This window comes from Nocardia sp. NPDC004718 (genome assembly GCF_053601535.1).
Window position 1 is genome coordinate 26,381 of sequence record NZ_JBSGCA010000030.1, and the last position, 14,630, is coordinate 41,010.

Genomic DNA, 14,630 nt, shown 5'->3' on the forward strand with positions numbered 1-14,630 from the left:
GGCCGCAGCCAACTGCCGGACGCGCCGTGATGTGCGCACTCACCGCTTCCCGACGAAAGGATTTCCGTTGACCAACTCAGGCGACCCGGGCTCGGTGGCGCGTCGTTACGTCGAGGCGATCGGCGAGCAGGACTGGCAAACCGTCTCCGACTGCTGGCGGCCGGGTGCGATCGACGTGTTCGTCGGCGTCGCCGATCTGCGCGCTCCTGGCGAGGTCGTGGCCTTCTTCCGCGACGTGCACGCGGCGGTCCCCAACCTGACGGTGGAGATCCTCTCGGTCACGGCGCAAGACGAGCGTGCCGTGGTGCACTGGCGCATGCGCGGACGGTTCGACGGCACCGTGCCGCTGATCGGCTTGGCGCCCAACGGAAGACGCCTCGATCTGCTGGGCACCGACGTATTCGTCGTGCGCGAGGGGCTGATCGAGTCGAACACGGCGATCGTCAACGGGCTGGAACTCGCCCGCTAACTCGCCGTCCTGCCCCCGCAACATTCGATCGCCGAGCGGATGCTGTTCGGGCTCGCCAATTCGATTGCCCCACTGGGCAAAGCCATGCGCGCACGGAACCGTTCCGGACGATGAGCCACCGCTGCCGATCTCGCCTCCGATGAGGGACACTGTTCCCGACACCGGGGATCGAAAGGGGTGGGACGTTGGCGACGATCGTCCTCGTGCACGGCATCGCGCAGGAACAGGAATCGGCCGACACGCTGGAGGCGCGCTGGTTGCCCGGACTCGCCGGAGGCGTACGCAACTACGGCGCACCCGAATTGGCGGACCGATTGTGGCGCAACGGTACTCCCGGTGACTTGTCGACCCGCATGGCGTTCTACGGCAATCGGTTCCTGGTCGAAGGCGCCCAGGGCACAGGGGCCGAGCTCGACGACGAGCAACTCGACCTGATGGAGCAACTCGCGGCCACGTGGCTCGCGACAGCCGTGGAGCACGCCGGTGACCAGCGCGATCGGGCGACGGCCCGCCGGCTCGGCACTCCCCCGCCGCCGGACGCGGTGGCGCAGGGGACGAACGCGAGGCTGCGGCCCGCTTTGAACGCGCTGATGCGCTTGCGCTGGTTCGCGCCGTTCGGGTTCGGGCTGGCACAAAAATTCGTCATAGCGGCGCTGTCCCAGGTCGCCCGGTACTTCACCGACGACGAGGTGCGGGAGTACGCCCAGCGGCAGGTGCTCGACCAGATCGGCCCAGAAACGCGCCTGGTGATCGCGCACTCGCTCGGCAGCGTGGTGGCCTACGAGGCGCTGCACCGCACCGACCGCCCGGTGACCCTGCTGACCATGGGCTCGCCACTCGGCCTGCGCACGGTCGTGTACGACCGGCTGCGCCCGCAGCCGAGCACCGTGCCGAAGGCGGTGACGAACTGGCACAACCTGGTGGACGAGGACGATCTCGTCGCGGCGCACCTCGATCTCAGTGCGTTCTTTCCGCCGTATCCCGGCGGCACCGTCGCTCCGGTCACCGAGCCGCACTTCGACAACGGCGCGTCACCGCACGACTCCACGAGCTACCTCGTCAAATCGGTCACCGGCGGCATCGTCACGAAAGCGCTCGGACACTCCAGATAGTTCGCACCAGAACTGTCCGAGTCCGAAATGGCGAGCGCCGGATCGAAACTCAGCAGCAACCCCCTGCGCGATCCGGACAACCGGAGCTGACGCTTACCGAACGCCTTGGGACAGGTGTACTTTCGCGTCTTCGTACGTTCCGGCGAGCGCGGCCTCGTCGCGAGTGTAGACCAGGTGCAGCACCCCGGTGTCGAAGGTCTCCGAGGACAGCAGGCGCAGCGGAACAGTGGGCGCGCCGTCCTGGAACAGGCGCTCGCCTTTGCCGACCGCGATCGGATGCACCAGCAGGTGCAGCTCGTCCAGCAGCCCGGCGGCCAGCAACTGACGGACCACCGAGACCGAGCCGCTCATGCCGATGTCCCCGCCCGGCTCGCCCTTCAATGCCGTCACCGCCTCGATCAGGTCGCCGTCGATCACTTCGGAGTTGCGCCAGGTGAATTCGAGGTTCTGCCGCGTCACCACGAGTTTGCGCGCATCACCCAGTTTCTTCCCGAACGCCGCGTCCGGGCCGCCCGCCGCTTCGCGCTCCGGCCACGCGCCCGCGAAGCTCTCGTAGGTCCTACGGCCGAGCAACAGGGTGTCGGCGGCGCCGAGTTGGGCGTCGACGGCCGCCCCCATGGCGTCGTCGAAATACGGGAAGTGCCAGTCCTGCGGATCTTCGATGACGCCGTCGAGGGCGATGAACAGGCCTGCGGTGATTTTCCTCATGCGCGTTGCTCCTGGATCGGTGTAGCGAACTCGGTCGCTTGATCCGACGGGGTGACGCGCGAGAACTCATCGGTCGGCGTGAAAGGCCGCCCGGTAATTGTGCGGGCTGGTCCCGACCACGCGCTTGAAGCGGTCGCGGAACGCGGTCGGCGACCCGAAACCGACCTGGCCCGCGATCCGGTCCACCGGGTGGCTGGTGGCTTCGAGCAGATGCTGCGCCTGCCGGATGCGCGCGCGCAACAGCCATTGCAGGGGCGTCGTTCCGGTGTGCTCGCGAAACCGCCGGTTGAGCGTGCGGGTGCTCATTCCGGCTTGTACGGCGATCTCGTCGAGGGAGAGGTCGCGCGCGGAGTTGTCCTGGATCCACCGCAGCACCGGCTCCAGCACCGAGCCGCGCGGCGTCGGTGGCTGGTCGTGCACGATGAACTGCGCCTGTCCCCCTTCCCGCTCCAGCGGCACGACGGATTTCCTGGCCGCGTCCGCCGCCACCGCCGAGCCGTAGTCGCGGCGGACCATGTGCAGGCACAGATCGATTCCGGCCGCGGCGCCCGCCGAGGTGAGCAACGAACCGTTGTCCACGTACAGCACGCCGGGGTCCACGTCTATCTCCGGGTAGCGGGCCGCCAGTTCCGCGGTGGCGAGCCAGTGCGTGGTCGCGCGACGGCCGTTCAGCAATCCGGTCGCCGCCAAGATGAAGGCGCCGGAACAGATCGACGCGATGCGGGTGCCCGCGGCGGCGGCCCGGCGTAGCGCGTCGATCACCTCGTCCGGCACCGGCAGACCCGGATCGGCGCAGCCGGGCAGCACGATCGTGTCGGCGTCGGCCAGCGCGTCGAGCCCCCGGGACGCACACAGCGTGAACACGCCCGCGTCGACCGTCGGCGTGGGCGCGCAGACCAGCACGCGATAGGCGGGGCGTCCGTCGGGCAGGCGGGTCCGCCCGAACACCTCCACGGGCGTGGCCAGATCGAACGAGATCACTCCGTCCAGCGCGAGTACGACCACGGTGTGCATGGCAATAGCGTAGCTATTCGGTCGATTTCAGCCAATGCCGATCTAGTGCACCCTGCGGACGAGTACACAGTTCAAGGCTATTGGCGAGAATCAATCGCTATATGGCACTTTCGCCAATTTCTCGTACGCGCCGCGCTCACTAGTGTCGACCGCCGTGACGAAGTTCCTGCTCTCGGTCCACGTGCTCGCCGTGATCATCGCCGTCGGACCCGTGACGGTGGCTGCCAGCATGTTTCCCGCCACCACCCGCCGCGCCCTCACCCCATCCGGAGCCGGGCACAGCCCCGCCGTCCTCGGCACGTTGCATCGCATCTGCCGGGTCTACGCACTGCTCGGCGTGCTCGTCCCGGCCTTCGGTCTGCTCACCGCGCTGAGTCTCGGCGTGCTCAGCGACGCATGGCTGATCGTGTCGATCGGGTTGACGGCCGCCGCGGCGGGTGTGCTCGCACTGCTCGTGCTGCCGGGACAGCAGAAGATCCTGGCCGACCTCACCGGAACGACACCGACGCTGATCCGCCGTCTCGCCATGGACACCGGGGTGTTCAACCTGCTGTGGGCGGCGGTCACCGTTCTGATGATCGTCCGGCCGGGTTCGACGACCGGAGCGTGAGGCTCAGTCGGGCAGGTGGCGGACCATCATCGACAGGTCGCGGACGATCATGATCGGGCACGCCACCGACAGCAGCAGCGCCTGACTGGTCGAGCCGAGCAGCATGCCCGCGAACCCGCCTCGGCCCCGGCTGCCGACCACGAGCAACTGGGCTCGCTCGGAGCGTTCGAGCAGACAGCGCTCGGGCCGATCGGTCACGATCTCGCGGCGGATTTCGACGTCCGGAAAGCGCTCCTGCCATCCGGCGAGGCTCTCCGCGAGCACGATCTGCTTTTCGGTGTCGGCCGCGAGCTCCGCACTCGCCGACGGCAATTCGACACCGGTCCACACGTGCAGTGCCAGCAGAGGCACATCCCGCGCCGAGGCCTCGTGCAGTGCCGCTTCGATAGCGGGTTCACTGACCTCCGTACCGTCCACCCCGACCACGATCAGCTGCTTCCTGGCCTCCGGGCTGAGCGGCGCGCCCTCCCGGACCACGACCAGCGGGCAGCGCGCCCGGCGGGCCAGCGCCGCGCTCACCGAGCCGAGCAGAGCGCGCCGGACGGTCCCGCGTTCCCGGGTGCCGACCACCATCATCCGCGCTCCACGGGTACGGTCCAGCAGCGCCGGACCGACCGGCTCGGACACCAACTCGGTGGTGATCTCGATGTCGTGCAACGCCCGGACCGCGATGAACGCCTCCTCGGTCGCGGTGTCCAGCACCCAGCGACCGTGCCCCTCCAGTCGGGCGTAGTCGGTGCTGGTGAGCGGTTCGGTGACGCCGGGCCCGTAGTCGGCGACCGGATCCAGCACGTGCACCAGACACAGTGGCGCCCGATGCTGCGCGGCCGCCTGCGCTCCCCACGCGACCGCCGCCGCCGATCCGGCGGACCCGTCCACACCGACCACGATCGGCCCGTTGCTTCGCATGCTCACTCCCTTTCCCGACGAAAAGATCGAGCTCAGCACCGCCGATTTCGACACTACCGGCGCGGCGGACCCGTCAACCGCCGAGGACGACGCACGCGTACCCCAGGTGGACGCCCTCACCGACCCGCAGGTCGATACCCGCCACATACGGTGCGTACGGCTCTTGTACCGCGCTGACGGTGTGCGGCCCCGGTGTCGCGGGCACCCAGTCGATCAGTGCGACGCCGCCCGACGGCCGGACCACGCCGAACGGTATGCCGTTGTCGTAGAACGTCACCGGTGTGACGATGTCGGTCACCGTCGCTCGCGCGGTGTAGGTGCAGCCTGTGCCGTAGTTCGTCGCCAAGCCGAAATTGATGCCGGGATACATCCCCACCTGGGTCACCGTGGCTCCGGCCAGGGGTGGGCAAGCCAGCGCGACTGCCGCGCCGGTTCCGATCGCCGCCGCTATCGCGGCAACTCCTTTTCGCATGCGGAGTGGTCCTATCGGTCGTGAGTCGCTCTTCGTCGAACGGACGCCGGCCGCGCACCGGCGCGATAACTAGATACTCACTCCCCCACGGCTTCGACGGGGGCAAACCGCGGAATCTCGCTGGGACCCGCACCGCCTGACGGTCGTGTCGTCCCGGCGTGGTTGGGTGTCCGGAGGTCTTCCCGAGACGACGGAGGTGCGGCGTGGTGGCGATCGACTTCGAGCGGAGGGCGCGCGGGGCGCGGCCGGTCTCGGTCCGGCGTTCGGTCGCCGCTCAGGGGCTCGGTGGCGTACCGCCGACGGCGCTGGTGCTGGCGGGCATCGTCAGCGTGCAAGTGGGCGCGGCGGTGGCGAAGCAACTGTTCGCGGCGACCGGAGCGGCCGGGGCGGTCACGCTGCGGCTGGTCTTCGCCGGGATCGTCCTGCTGGTGATCTGGCGCTCGTCGCTGCGGGTGGCACGCGGCGCGCTGCCGGTCGTCCTCGGCTACGGCGCGGTGCTCGCGCTGATGAACCTCTCGTTCTACGAAGCGATCGACCGGATTCCGCTCGGCATGGCGGTGACCATCGAGTTCCTCGGACCGCTGAGCGTCGCGCTGGCCGGCTCGCGGCGCTGGATCGACCCGCTGTGGGCGATGCTCGCCGGGGCGGGAGTGCTGCTGCTGACCCGGGCCGACGGCGACGTGAACTGGGCCGGAGTGCTGTTCGCGCTGGCCGCGGCGGCGTGCTGGGCCGGCTACATCCTGCTGAGCGCCGCACTCGGCGAACAGACCAGCGGCGGCGGCGGTCTGGCACTGGCCATGGCGTTCGGCGGGCTGGTCATGCTGCCGGTCGGCGTCGTCGACGCGGGCGCCGCGCTGTTGCAGCCCGGCGTGCTCGCCGCCGGATTCGCGGTGGCGTTGCTGTCGTCGGTGCTTCCGTATTCGGTGGAGCTGGAAGCGCTGCGGCGGATCCCGCCCCGTGTCTTCGGTGTGCTGATGAGCCTGGAGCCCGCGGTCGCGGCGATCGCGGGCTTGGTCGTCCTCGGTCAGATCATGAATCTCGGACAGTGGGCGGGCGTCGCGTGTGTGGTGGCCGCGTCGGCGGGGGCGACGCGGACCGAAGCGAAGGATTGACAGCTCGGGCCGCTCAGCGCGTTTGCCGCGTCACGTCCGGCTGACCGGCGGGACGCTGCTCGTCATCTGCCGCCCCCGGGTTGTCGGCGATCAAACTGCCGAGCAGTGCCAGGGATCGCTCCGAGGGCGATCCCGGCTCCGCGTGGTAGGCGATGAGTATCTGGCCCGGCGCGCCGTTCACGCTGAACGTCTCGTAGGACAAGGTCAGGTCCCCGACCATGGGGTTGCGAAATTCCTTGACGCCCCCGGTCTTCGCCCGGACGTCATGGCGGGCCCACAGCTGCCGGAACTCCTCGCTCTTCAGCGACAACTCGCCGACCAGCTCGGTCAATCGCGGGTCGTCCAGGTCCGCGCCCGCGGTCGCCCGCAGGCTGGCGACGGTGTCGGCCGCGATGGTCGGCCAATCCCGGTAGACGTCGCGCGCCTCCGGATCGAGGAAGACCATGCGCACCTGATTCACTCCCGGAACCGAACACGAGTTGACGGCAGCGGCCAAGGGATTCGCCGCCAGGACGTCCAGGTACCTGCCCAGCACCAGCGCCGGCGTGTGCGGCCACGCGTTCATCAGGCGCAGCAAGCCGGGCGCCACACGCTCGGGCCGCCGCGGGGCTCTCGGGCGTCTGGCCGTCGGCCTTGCCAGTTCACGCAGGTGGGCCGTGCCCTCCTCGTCCAGCGCGAACACTCGCGCGAGTGACGCGATGACCTGTTCGGAAGGATGCCGGTCGCGCCCTTGCTCCAGTCGCACGTAATAGTCGGCGCTCACTCCGGCGAGCAGCGCGATCTCCTCCCGGCGCAAACCGGCGACCCGCCGCTGGCCGCCGCCCGGCAACCCGAAATCCTCCGGTCGCACCAATTCGCGGCGCGCGCGCAGGAAGGCGCCCAGTCGATTGTCGGAGTCCATGAACCGAGCGTAGGTCAGGGGCGCCGCTCCTGGGTGGCCCCGCGACTACCAGGAAGTCCGCAGCCTGTCAGGCGCACGCGAAGGGCCGGAAGGTAGTGGACATGACGAACAACAACCTCACCGGCCGCGTCGCGGTCGTCACCGGAGCATCGAGTGGAATCGGCGCCGCCACCGCACGGCGGCTCGCGCGCAGCGGCGCCAAGGTCGCCCTGCTGGGCAGGCGCAAGGATCGCATCGAAGAACTCGCCGCCGAACTCGGCGCGGATGCCCTCGCGGTCGTCGCCGACGTCGGCGATCAGCAGTCCGTGCGCGACGCCGCCGCCACGGTGCGTGCGGCGTTCGGGCCAGTGGACCTCGTCGTCGCGAACGCGGGCGTCATGCTCGCCGCGCCGTTCGAGTCCGCGCTCACCGACGAGTGGGACCAGATGGTCGGCACCAACGTCACCGGGCTGCTCTACACCGGACGAGCGTTCATCGATGACCTGCTCGCGGCCGCGACCGACGGCAAGCGCGCCGATCTGGTGCTGGTCGGCTCGATCGGCGGGCACACGGTCTTCCCCAACTACGCCGTCTACACCGCCACCAAGGCGGCGGTCGCACACCTGACCCGCAACCTGCGCGCCGAGTTCGGGCCGCGCGGCGTCCGGATCAAGAACATCGAACCGGGCTTCGTCGGCACCGAACTCGGCGACGGGATGCAGGACGAGCAACAGCGCTCCGGGCTGGCGCAATGGCGCACGGCGATCGAGATCCTGGAACCCGGCGATATCGCGGACGCGATCGCCTACGCCGTCGAGGTACCCCGGCATGTCAACATCGCCGAGATCGTCGTCGTCCCGACCCAGCAGGGCTGATCGCCGACGCGTTCGCTGCTACCGCCCTGGCGGATGACCGATAGTGCCCCGCAGCCGCGCCAGGCCCGAGGAGGCCCACCGCTATACGAAGCTGCCCTGACCGCGCTCGCGATTGCTGCGGACGACGCACTGTCGTACCCGGCAGGCGCACCGGGATGTCGCGGCAGACTAGTCGGTGTCCGCCCACTCGGGCCACGGTCGCATGCCCTCGTCACCGCGGATGTAAGCGAGGCGGCGCAGCGCCAGCTGCTGATGGCTGGGGTCGACGGCGGCGGCTCGCAACGACTGCAAGGCCATCCGGAACTCCTGAATGTCGCGCAGCAGATAGAAGCCGTCCCACCGCATCACATCCCGGCCGTATCCGGTACAGAACTCGGCGTACTCCGCTGCGGTGATCTTTTGAGCGGTCCAGCACTCGATCGCCATGTGCACCAGATCCCACTCCGGCGGCCCGATCACAGTTCGTTCCAATCCGACCAAGATCACGTCGCCGTCGTCGCCGACCACCACGCCGTCGCCCCAGCCCGCGCCCTGCACCACCGACCACGGCAGACCCCGCGGCAGCGCCTTCCAGCGGCCGCGCAACTCGTCCAGATGTTTGCACAACCAGCGCCGGTCGTCCTCGGTCACCGTCTGGGCGACGGCGATGTCCTCCTCCACCCGAGCCAGGGGCGCCATCCGGCGCAGCTCGAAACCGGGCAGCGGCAGCCGATGCAACTCTCCCAGCGCCTTGCCGACCTCGCCGGGTGCGCCGGAATGATGCGGCGGCAACTCCTGCCAAAAAGTCACCGGCCGTCCGTCGACCACGACCGGCTGCGGGATATCCGGGATGACCCGCGTCGCCGACACCCCACAGGTCTCCAGCCATCGAGACACGGCGACTTCCCGCGAAGTCGCCAGCTTCTGTTCCCGCCCGCCGATCCGCACGACGATTCCGTCGCGCAACCGATAGACCCCCTGGCCGCCCACGGGCTCGGCGTCGCTCGCATCGATACCGACGCTCACACAGGCGGCACGCAGAATCGACCGCATGCCGTTGCCCGCGACATCCGCGGTCATGTCGGCCCCCCGCACCAACCCCGGGGGGAGTAGCACCGCATCTCGACCTCGAGCCTCATGGCAGCCATCCAGATACCGGGGGGCAAACACCCCATTTTCCCTGGTCAATGGACATTACCCTGGAGATTCCACCGCGCTCAGCAACCAAACAGAATCCGACCGATTCGCCCGAATTACCCCCTTCGGCACCTCCCACATCCCGCCCATGCACCGGAAACGGTCCCGGACCCCCGCAGCACGATGCCGCCGCCCAACTGCCGCGACGCGCGAGCACCGCGAAGTAGCGGAGGCGAGAACGCGCCGCACAGTGGCGAAACAATCACAAGAGCGACACCGAACGCGCGGCCTCCAGCGAGCACGGAGCGGCACCGCCGGACACCGACCCGAACGAAACCAACTCAGAGGTCGGAAGGCAGTAGAACCCGCGCGGACCCACCCAACGCAACCGCCGAGGTGGGGGTCCGGGGGCGAAGCCCGCCGGGCGGGGTGTGGGGTTGCACCCCCACAAAAAACCCAGCGGAACGAGCGAGGCCCATGCTCTCCATGAGCATGGGCCTCGCACTCGTGGAGCTGCCGGGAATCGAACCCGGGTCCTCCGCCGCGTCTTCAGGGCTTCTCCGTGTGCAGTTCGCTGTGTCTCTACTCGGATCTCCGGGTCCCGCGAACAAGCCCGGATGACGATCCCAGCCGCTGTTCGATGTCCCGTCCTACTCCGCGACCGAGTAGAACGGTTAGCCCTCTAGCTGATGCCGGCACCGGAGCCGAGGGCATGCCCCGGGCCGACAGAGACGCTCTGCTGATCAGGCAGCGAGAGCGTACTCGCGCTGATTGGAATCGGCGCTTAATTGGTTGCAACGACGCTTACGGTGGTCTCTTGCCTGCACCGACACGCTTCCCCTAAATCTACGTACGCAGTCGAAACCGTTCAGCCCCGTACGCCCCAGCATCTTGCCGGGCTGTTCATGTTAACACCGGAGAAGGCGCGGATCATCCCGATATCCGGCGGTGGCGGTCGCCACACCCGAAGGCGATCTACGGACGCGGCCCGGAGATGAACGCCGGCCCACGAGGGCGCGCCGCGAGCACATGCGCCGACCGCCCCGCGACCGGAGCTCGAGTCACCCGCTCCGGCGAGCGCCTCGCCTCCCCCTTCCCGGATGCTGGTAGTCGATTCTCGAGGTCCGACGACGAACCCGACTTACACTGCACGGGCCGTACGATCGGCTCTGAGCAGCGGATCTCGATTTCAGACTAAGGAAACACTTTGGCATTTCGCACCATTCGGGACAGGTTGCTGCGCTTGTCCGCCCTCACCGTCATCGCCGGGCTCGTCCTGACCGGATGTTCCATCCTGCGTGACGAGTCGACCGGAGCCATCGAACCCGGAGTCACCGCCGACCCGTGTCCGAACGCGGTGGACTCCCGCAAAGGGTGTATCTATCTCGGCGTGCTGTCCGATCTGACGAGTGGGCCGTTCGCCGCGCTGGGCAAGGACATCGACAACGGCCAGTTGGCGTTCTGGAAGGCGGTGAACGAAGCGGGCGGGATCGGCGGCAAGTACGAGGTGGACATCGCCACGTACACCGAGGACACGAACTACGATCTGCAGAAACATGCCGAGGCCTACCGGCGGATCGAGCCGCATGTCCTCGCGCTCTCGATGAGTTTGGGCACGGTGCAGACGCAGAAGGTACTTCCCGAGATGGACGCGGCGAACATGGTCGCCATTGCCGGAACCCTCTGGTCGGGTTGGCAATTCGAGAACAGCGACAAGGGTCTGCTGCTGGAGTCCGGCTACTCCTACTGCTCCGAGGCGATCATCGCCCTGGACTGGATCGCCGAGCACGAAGCCAAGCCGAGTTCGATCGCCACTGTCAGCTACCAGGGCGACTACGGCGGCGACTACGCCACCGGCGCCAAGAAATGGGCGTCGGCCAATCGGGTCGACCTGGTGGCGCAGATCGACACCGAGCCGAACACCCAGATCGGCAACCAAGACGCGGCGGTCGCGAAGATCCTCAACACCAGAGCGGATCTCGTGCTCCTCGCCACGGGACCCGCGGAAGCGGGCGAGATCATGGGCAAGGCGGCACTGGCCGGCTTCCCTGGCAGGTTCCTCGGCTCCGGCCCGACGTGGAACGGCGGCCTGTTGAAAAGTCCTGCGGCCTCGGCGATCACCGCTCGCTACAACATGACCTCACCGCTGGACGGCTGGGACGGAACCAGCGCGGGCGCCAAGAAGGCCAGGGCCTCGGCGACCCGAGAACCCTCCACCTGGGGTTACAGCGCGGGCTGGATGTTCTCCTATCCGATGAAGGCGCTGCTCACCCGGGCGGTCAACGAAGGCAAGCTGACCCGCAAGGGTGTCCGTCAAGCCGTGCACGGCCTGCGTGTCGACTACGAGGGCGCGATACCCGAACACACCTACGGCGCGGTCAAGCCGGACCTCACCCGGCAGCGCGCCGTGATCGAAGCGCCTGATCAGACCGCGCCGCTGGGCGCGAGGACCCTGGCGACCGACTATCACGGCCCGACTCAGGACCGCATCACCCTCAACGAGCCCTGCGTGCAGCCGTAAGCGAGCAAGAAATGCCTTTTCCTCATACTTTTCGTCGGCTACTTCGTCTCGTGGCCGCTCCCCTCACGCTCGGGCTCGTCCTGACCGGCGGCTGTTCGGCCTCGTCGCCCGCCGCCGCACCCGGCGTCACCCGCGAAGCCTGCCCCCACGCGATTCAGCGTGACAAGGGCTGTATCTATCTCGGCGTTCTGTCCGACCTGAACAACGGCCCCTTCGCTCCGCTCGGAAAGTCCTTGCAGGACGGGCAAGTCGCGTTCTGGAACGAGGTGAACAAGCAGGGCGGCATCGGCGGCTACGAGATCGACATCACCACCTACACGCGCGACACGGCCTACGATCCGCGCAGGCACGTCACGGAATTCGAGAACATTGCGCCGCATGTACTGGCGCTCGCGATGAGTTTCGGGACCGCGCAGACGCTCGCCGTGCTGCACGAGATGGACGAGGCGGACCTGGTGACCGGGGCCGGCACACTCTGGTCGGGTTGGCAGTACCGCGACACCGACCGCGATCTGGTGCTGGACGACGGTTTCTCGTACTGCACGGAAGCCGTGCTCGGCCTGGATTGGTTCGCGCAGAACTTCTATCAGCCACGCACGCTCGGCGTGGTCGCCTACCGCGGCAACTACGGCGGCGACTACGCCAGCGGGGCGCTGAAGTGGGCATTGGACAACGGCGCGACGATCACCGAGCGGATCGACACCGGACCCAACACCGAAGTCGGCACACAGGACTACCCGGTCGCCGAACTGTTGGCCGACCCGCCGGATGTGGTCCTCTTGGCCACCGGCCCGGCCGAAACCGCCGAAATCGTCGGCAAGCTGGCGAAATCCGGTTACACGGGCCGATTCCTCGGGTCCACCCCGACCTGGAACAGCGCGCTGCTCAAGACACCGGCCGCGCCCGCGCTCACGGCGCTGTACAACTACACCTCGCCGTTCGACGGCTGGGACGGCGCGAGCACCGGAGCCCAGCGCGCCAGGAACGCCGCGCCGAGCGAACCGACGAACTTCGGCTACAACCTGGGCTGGGCTATCTCATATCCGCTGAAGGCGCTGCTCACCAAGGCCGCCGAGACCGGCGGCATGAACCGGCCGACCCTGCGCAAGGCCCTTGCCGGGCTCGCGGTCGACTCCGAGGGAATGGCGGCGCCGCAGATCTACGGACGTGACGAACCCGATGTCGCGGCGCAGCGCGCGGTGGTCAACGTGCCCGACCCGTCCACGTCGCTGGGGTCGCGCACCGTGGTGGCCGACTATCGCAGTCCCACGCTGAAGCGGATATCGATCCACGAACCGTGCACGCGGTGATCCGCCCGATCGGCGTGCGTCGATTACACCCCGGCCCGGGTGCGCGCTCGGTTCGCGCACTCGGGCCGCGTCTTCGGCGCTCGGGCGGCGGACCCGTCACCGAGTGCCCGGCCCGCACCACGTCCGAGCGGGCGCGTGACCTTCAGGCCGCGGCGATGAGCGCGACCGCGGCCAGCGCGAGGATCAAACCGATCAACTGCTGCCGGTGCACCCGTTCGCCGAGCAGAACCATCGCCAGCAGCACGGTCACCGCCGGATACAGCGAGCCGATCACGCTCACCAGCGACAACAGCGATCCGTGGAAGGCGTACAGCAGCGCCGCGTTGCTGATCACGTCCAGCACGCTGATATAGCAGGCCAGCCGCAGCGGTTCGCCGCGTAACCGCCCGAAGTCCGTGGCGGCCAGCGCGGTCAGCCAGACCACCGCGGTGGCGGCGATCCGCTGCATGACCAGGGGCCACAGTCCGGAGTCCGCGGAGGTCTCATGCAAGAACACGAAGGCAAGACCGTACGCGGCGCCGGACCCGATGGTCAGCGCGGCGACCTTGCGGGTGAACCGTAGTTCGCGGCCGCCGGTGATCTCCTCGGTCACGTCGTCCGGCGACTCCCGGCTCACCAAGAGCACGGCGACCAGTGCGAATACGATGCCGGCGAAGGCGAGCGGGCCGGGACGCTCGCCGGTCGCCAGCCCGGCGAGTACCGGAATGCCGGCGACCAGCACCGCTGTCAGCGGTGACACGACCGCCATCGGACCGCCGGCCAGCGCGGCATAGAACCACCACACCGCGACGCCGCTCGCAAGGCCCGCCGCAGCACCCCACCACAACGACGCGGCGTCCGGGTTCCCGGGCACGAGCGGGAGCGCTACGAGGACCAGCAGCACCGAGAACGGATAGGAATAGATGACCACACGCAGCGCGGTCACCCGCCGCGACGCCACACCGCCGTAGAAATCGCTCACGCCGTAGCCCACCGCGGCCGCCAGCGCGAGCAGGACGGCGGTCACCTCATGCCTTTGACCCGCCGTCCGAGTTCACGGGTGACCTCTCGCTCGGCGGTGCGCCGGGCCAGGTCCTGCCGCTTGTCGTAGTCCTGCTTGCCCTTGGCCAGCGCCAGCTCGACCTTCACCTTGCCGTCGGAGAAATACATCGACAGCGGCACCAGCGTCTGGTTGCCCTCCCGCGACTTACCGACCAGCCGCTCGATCTCCCGCTTGTGCAGCAGCAGCTTGCGCACCCTGCGCGGCGCGTGGTTCGTCCAGGTGCCGTGGCTGAACTCGGGGATGTGCAGCCCACGCAGCCACACCTCGCCGTTGTCCACCGTCGCGAAAGCGTCCACCAGTGAAGCCTTGCCCTCACGCAGGCTCTTCACCTCGGTGCCGACCAGCGCGATCCCGGCCTCGTAGACGTCCAGGATCGTGTAGTTGTGCCGCGCCCGGCGGTTGGTCGCGATGACCTTGCGCCCCTTCTCCTTCATAACGGTCCACTTTAAGTGACCCGGCAACCGGATTATTCCCGCAGGT

Annotated in this window: 15 protein-coding genes and 1 other RNA gene; 7 read left to right on the forward strand and 9 right to left on the reverse strand. The window is 68.5% G+C overall.

What is annotated here, in order from left to right; genetic code table 11:
* Window positions 1-67 precede the first annotated feature (67 nt).
* Complete coding sequence (locus tag ACWEH3_RS22505) at window positions 68-469, forward strand: ester cyclase (protein WP_450024848.1); 402 nt, start codon at window positions 68-70, stop codon at window positions 467-469.
* Between the two features lie 185 nt (window positions 470-654).
* Window positions 655-1,581: a hypothetical protein gene (locus ACWEH3_RS22510; RefSeq protein WP_450024850.1), complete on the forward strand. Its 927-nt coding sequence runs from the start codon at window positions 655-657 to the stop codon at window positions 1,579-1,581.
* Between the two features lie 93 nt (window positions 1,582-1,674).
* Here ACWEH3_RS22510 and ACWEH3_RS22515 read toward each other — a convergent pair whose 3' ends face one another.
* Window positions 1,675-2,289, reverse strand: coding sequence for a dihydrofolate reductase family protein (locus ACWEH3_RS22515; RefSeq protein ID WP_450024852.1), 615 nt, complete (start codon window positions 2,287-2,289; stop codon window positions 1,675-1,677).
* Window positions 2,290-2,355: 66 nt separating this feature from the next.
* Entirely contained in the window at window positions 2,356-3,303 is a 948-nt protein-coding gene (locus tag ACWEH3_RS22520; protein ID WP_450024854.1) for a GlxA family transcriptional regulator, read from the reverse strand.
* A 154-nt stretch (window positions 3,304-3,457) separates the two neighbouring features.
* On the opposite strand from ACWEH3_RS22520, the gene ACWEH3_RS22525 reads away from it, so the two are divergent.
* Window positions 3,458-3,913: a hypothetical protein gene (locus tag ACWEH3_RS22525; protein WP_450024856.1), complete on the forward strand. Its 456-nt coding sequence runs from the start codon at window positions 3,458-3,460 to the stop codon at window positions 3,911-3,913.
* A 3-nt stretch (window positions 3,914-3,916) separates the two neighbouring features.
* Here the strand turns inward: ACWEH3_RS22525 and ACWEH3_RS22530 are convergent, their stop codons facing one another.
* Entirely contained in the window at window positions 3,917-4,822 is a 906-nt protein-coding gene (locus tag ACWEH3_RS22530) for a universal stress protein (RefSeq protein ID WP_450024858.1), read from the reverse strand.
* Window positions 4,823-4,895: 73 nt separating this feature from the next.
* Entirely contained in the window at window positions 4,896-5,294 is a 399-nt protein-coding gene (locus ACWEH3_RS22535) for a hypothetical protein (protein ID WP_355077854.1), read from the reverse strand.
* Window positions 5,295-5,500: 206 nt separating this feature from the next.
* On the opposite strand from ACWEH3_RS22535, the gene ACWEH3_RS22540 reads away from it, so the two are divergent.
* On the forward strand, window positions 5,501-6,406 hold the full coding sequence (locus tag ACWEH3_RS22540; RefSeq protein WP_450024860.1) for an EamA family transporter: 906 nt from the start codon (window positions 5,501-5,503) through the stop codon (window positions 6,404-6,406).
* A 13-nt stretch (window positions 6,407-6,419) separates the two neighbouring features.
* On the opposite strand, the gene ACWEH3_RS22545 is transcribed toward ACWEH3_RS22540, so the two are convergent.
* A complete protein-coding gene (locus ACWEH3_RS22545) occupies window positions 6,420-7,307 on the reverse strand; it encodes a helix-turn-helix transcriptional regulator (RefSeq protein ID WP_450024862.1) in 888 nt (295 codons plus the stop codon).
* Between the two features lie 101 nt (window positions 7,308-7,408).
* Between ACWEH3_RS22545 and ACWEH3_RS22550 the strand changes: the two genes are divergently transcribed.
* Complete coding sequence (locus ACWEH3_RS22550; RefSeq protein WP_450024864.1) at window positions 7,409-8,161, forward strand: SDR family oxidoreductase; 753 nt, start codon at window positions 7,409-7,411, stop codon at window positions 8,159-8,161.
* A gap of 168 nt (window positions 8,162-8,329) precedes the next feature.
* On the opposite strand, the gene ACWEH3_RS22555 is transcribed toward ACWEH3_RS22550, so the two are convergent.
* Both ACWEH3_RS22555 and ssrA read right to left on the reverse strand, forming a co-directional pair.
* Complete coding sequence (locus tag ACWEH3_RS22555; protein WP_450024866.1) at window positions 8,330-9,220, reverse strand: phosphotransferase; 891 nt, start codon at window positions 9,218-9,220, stop codon at window positions 8,330-8,332.
* A 562-nt stretch (window positions 9,221-9,782) separates the two neighbouring features.
* Window positions 9,783-10,153, reverse strand: a transfer-messenger RNA (tmRNA) gene (gene ssrA, locus ACWEH3_RS22560).
* A gap of 331 nt (window positions 10,154-10,484) precedes the next feature.
* Here ssrA and ACWEH3_RS22565 point away from each other — a divergent pair.
* Window positions 10,485-11,798: an ABC transporter substrate-binding protein gene (locus ACWEH3_RS22565; protein WP_450024045.1), complete on the forward strand. Its 1,314-nt coding sequence runs from the start codon at window positions 10,485-10,487 to the stop codon at window positions 11,796-11,798.
* 50 nt (window positions 11,799-11,848) lie between these two features.
* Entirely contained in the window at window positions 11,849-13,108 is a 1,260-nt protein-coding gene (locus ACWEH3_RS22570) for an ABC transporter substrate-binding protein (RefSeq protein WP_450024043.1), read from the forward strand.
* Between the two features lie 142 nt (window positions 13,109-13,250).
* Here the strand turns inward: ACWEH3_RS22570 and ACWEH3_RS22575 are convergent, their stop codons facing one another.
* Together ACWEH3_RS22575 and smpB are read right to left on the reverse strand one after the other, a co-directional pair.
* Window positions 13,251-14,114 carry an EamA family transporter gene (locus ACWEH3_RS22575; RefSeq protein ID WP_450024041.1) on the reverse strand — a complete coding sequence of 288 codons (864 nt, stop codon included), beginning with the start codon at window positions 14,112-14,114 and terminating at the stop codon, window positions 13,251-13,253.
* A complete protein-coding gene (gene smpB, locus ACWEH3_RS22580) occupies window positions 14,111-14,584 on the reverse strand; it encodes an SsrA-binding protein SmpB (RefSeq protein ID WP_174186417.1) in 474 nt (157 codons plus the stop codon). Before smpB ends, ACWEH3_RS22575 begins: the two co-directional genes overlap by 4 nt.
* Between the last annotated feature and the right edge of the window lie 46 nt (window positions 14,585-14,630).

Coding starts and splice junctions, on each gene's coding strand:
- ACWEH3_RS22515 (WP_450024852.1), bottom strand. CDS start 2,289: ATGAGGAAAATCACCGCAGGCCTGTTCATCGCCCTCGACGGCGTCATC.
- ACWEH3_RS22520 (WP_450024854.1), bottom strand. CDS start 3,303: ATGCACACCGTGGTCGTACTCGCGCTGGACGGAGTGATCTCGTTCGAT.
- ACWEH3_RS22530 (WP_450024858.1), bottom strand. CDS start 4,822: ATGCGAAGCAACGGGCCGATCGTGGTCGGTGTGGACGGGTCCGCCGGA.
- ACWEH3_RS22535 (WP_355077854.1), bottom strand. CDS start 5,294: ATGCGAAAAGGAGTTGCCGCGATAGCGGCGGCGATCGGAACCGGCGCG.
- ACWEH3_RS22545 (WP_450024862.1), bottom strand. CDS start 7,307: ATGGACTCCGACAATCGACTGGGCGCCTTCCTGCGCGCGCGCCGCGAA.
- ACWEH3_RS22550 (WP_450024864.1), top strand. CDS start 7,409: ATGACGAACAACAACCTCACCGGCCGCGTCGCGGTCGTCACCGGAGCA.
- ACWEH3_RS22555 (WP_450024866.1), bottom strand. CDS start 9,220: ATGACCGCGGATGTCGCGGGCAACGGCATGCGGTCGATTCTGCGTGCC.
- smpB (WP_174186417.1), bottom strand. CDS start 14,584: ATGAAGGAGAAGGGGCGCAAGGTCATCGCGACCAACCGCCGGGCGCGG.